The sequence below is a fragment of the Micromonospora sp. NPDC003776 genome (assembly GCF_053605645.1).
In genome coordinates this window covers 1-2638 of sequence record NZ_JBSGJR010000769.1, presented here as the reverse complement: position 1 = coordinate 2638, position 2638 = coordinate 1, and the positions used below count along the sequence as shown (strand labels likewise).

Annotated in this window: 3 protein-coding genes; all 3 read left to right on the top strand. The window is 76.0% G+C overall.

Annotated features, from left to right (window positions below):
• Nucleotides 1-1111: hypothetical protein (locus tag ACWEVO_RS34645; RefSeq protein WP_452311631.1), on the top strand; the 1111-nt coding region annotated here is incomplete at its 5' end.
• Complete coding sequence (locus tag ACWEVO_RS34640) at nucleotides 1081-1797, top strand: response regulator transcription factor (protein WP_452311630.1); 717 nt, start codon at nucleotides 1081-1083, stop codon at nucleotides 1795-1797. The genes ACWEVO_RS34645 and ACWEVO_RS34640, both read left to right, overlap by 31 nt.
• A gap of 73 nt (nucleotides 1798-1870) precedes the next feature.
• Complete coding sequence (locus ACWEVO_RS34635) at nucleotides 1871-2614, top strand: hypothetical protein (protein ID WP_452311632.1); 744 nt, start codon at nucleotides 1871-1873, stop codon at nucleotides 2612-2614.
• The last annotated feature ends 24 nt before the right edge of the window (nucleotides 2615-2638 follow it).

Below are 2638 nucleotides of genomic sequence, written 5' to 3'. Positions count from 1 at the left end.
CCCGTCCGCGGCGGGCGCCGTCGCGCACGCCTCCGACCGGGGCGCCCGGATCGTGGCGGTGACCATCGCGCTGGCCTGGCACCTGGCCGTCAGTCTGCCGGCGGTGCTCGCGGCCGGGCCCGGGATGGCCGCCCCGGCGGTGGTCGCGGCCGGGTGGCTGGTGGCCGCGGCGGTCGGCGTCGGGTCCGGCGTACGCCTGCTGAGCGGCGGGCTGCCCCCGGCCCGGCGGCTGGCCGCGGTGCTGCTGGTGGTCGACGTGGCGGTCGTCGCCGCGGCCGGCGAGCGGTACCTGTTCACCGCGGCGAACTGGGTGTGGAGCGGGCTGGCCTGGTTCTTCCTGCTGGTGCTCTGGCGGCGGCCGGTGTGGTGGCTGCTCGCGCTGCTCGGCGCGCACGCGGCGATCGCGCTCGGTGCGGTGCTCGCGTTCGGCGCCACCGCCCCGGCCGACCTCACCCGCTACGCGATGTACGTCTACGGCACCTCCTCGCTGCCCGTGGCGGTCTTCGTCGGCGCGGCGGCGATCGCCGCGCTGGCGCGCGGCCGGGCCCGTACCGCCTCGGCGGCGCTGGCGGTCGAGGCGGAACGGGGCGCGGCGGAACGGGCCCGGCGCGAGCGGCGGGACCGGTTGGCCCTGGTCAGCAGCACCGCCGAGGAGGTGCTCGCGGCCCTGGCCAGCGGCGCCGCCGACCCGGCCGACCCGGAGGTACGCCGTCGCTGCGTGCTGGCGGCGGGCCGGTTGCGCCGGCTCATCGCCGAGTCGGACGATGTGCCGGATCCACTGCTGCACGAGCTGCGCGCCGCCGCTGACCTGGCGGAACGGAACGGCGTGCCGATCGAGCTGGTCGCCATCGGCACCCCGCCGGAGCTGCCCGTCGAGGTACGCCGGCGGCTGGCCGACCCGCTCACCGCGGCGCTGGCCGACGCCCGCGGCCGGGCCCGGCTGACCGTGGTGGCCGGACCGGACGAGGTGGTGATCAGCCTGGTCACCCCGGACCATGACGGGCCGGACACGAGCGGACCGCCCCTGGTGGACAGCGACGGGCCGGTGGAACACGTGCACGAGCGGGACGGGGAGATCAGATGGACGCAGACCCGGTGGCGGAGCAGGTGACCGGCGGCCGGCCGATCGGGGTGGCCATCGTGGACGACCATCCGGTGGTGATCGACGGGGTACGCGCCTGGCTGGTCAGCGAGCCGCGGCTGCGCGTACTGGCCACGGGGGACGATCCGGACGAGGTGCTGCGGCTCGCCCCGAGCGCCGACGTGGTCCTGCTCGACCTGCGGCTGCACGGGCGGATGGTGCTCGACAAGCTGGCCGAGCTGAGCGCCGCCGGGCACCGGGTGGTGGTCTACTCCGAGCACACCGACCCGGACACCATGCTGGCGGCGCTGGATGCCGGGGCGGTGGCGTTCCTGGCCAAGCACGAGGGACGCGAGCACTGCGTGGCGACCGTGCTGGCCGCGGCGACCGACCGGCCGTACGTGCCGCCCACGCTGGCCGGGGCGATGGTGGGCGATCCGCGCCCGGACCGGCCGGCCCTGTCCGACAAGGAACGTGAGGCCCTGCTGCTGTGGTTCCAGTCCATGTCGAAGGCGTCGGTGGCCCGCCGGATGCGGATCAGCGAGCACACCGTGAAGCAGTACGTGGACCGGGCGCGGATCAAGTACACCCGGGCGGGCCGACCGGCCGCCACGAAGGCCGCGCTGCTCGCCCGGGCGATCGAGGACGGACTCGTCCGGCCGGAGGAGATCGGCATCTACCGGTCACAGGCACAGACCGACCGGCCGACCCCCTAACGGGTGTCATGACAGCCACTGTGGTGTGCGACACGCTTTACGTACCGCAACCATCCCACGGGAGGTCGTGACCGTGCAGGAGGACGCCGCTCCCTTCTTCATCGGGCCGCACCGCTTCGACGCGGATGACGACGCCACCCGACCCGTGCTCGACCGGCGGTACGCGCTGCTTCCGGAACCGGGTGAGCAGGTGCTCGGGCAGCACCGGATCCGGGTGACCGGGCACCTGTTGGGCCCCACCGAGAGCGACCGGGCCTGGTGTCTGCCCGGTCCGGCGACGGTGACCGTGACCGACCGCCGGCTCGCGTACGTCTGCACCGGCTCGGAGCTGTCCCTGGTCTCCGGGCGGGACGGCCGGACGGGCGCCCGGCACCGGCGCCCGGTCCGGCCGACCCGCCTGGTCAGTGGCCAGATCCGCTGGCAGTGGCCGTCCCGGCTGGAACTGGTCGACGGCCCGGACGGCGAGGTCGAGCTGCTGGTGGTCTGCGACGCGCTGCGTACCATCCGGCAGCCGGCCCTCGCCCTGGGCGGCCCGGCGCCGCTGGTCGCCGCGCTGGCCCGGCAGGTCCGCCGGTCCGTGGCAGCGTTCCGGCTGGTGCACCCCGAACTGGTGGATCTGTCCCCGCCGGAGCGGGACACCCTGCTGCTCCGGGTGGGCGGCGTACCCGGGCCGGCACGCGGAGCGGTGACCCTGCCGGGTTCGCTGCCGGTGGAGTTCCTGTCCCGGGACGACTACTACCGCCCGTCCAGGGAGGAGACCGCAGGCTGGCCGCACCAGGCGGCCCCGGCGCGCGGCCGTCCCGGTTCGGCCTGCTGACGCGGGCCGGCCCGGCCGCCGGCC

Coding starts and splice junctions, on each gene's coding strand:
- ACWEVO_RS34640 (WP_452311630.1), top strand. CDS start 1,081: ATGGACGCAGACCCGGTGGCGGAGCAGGTGACCGGCGGCCGGCCGATC.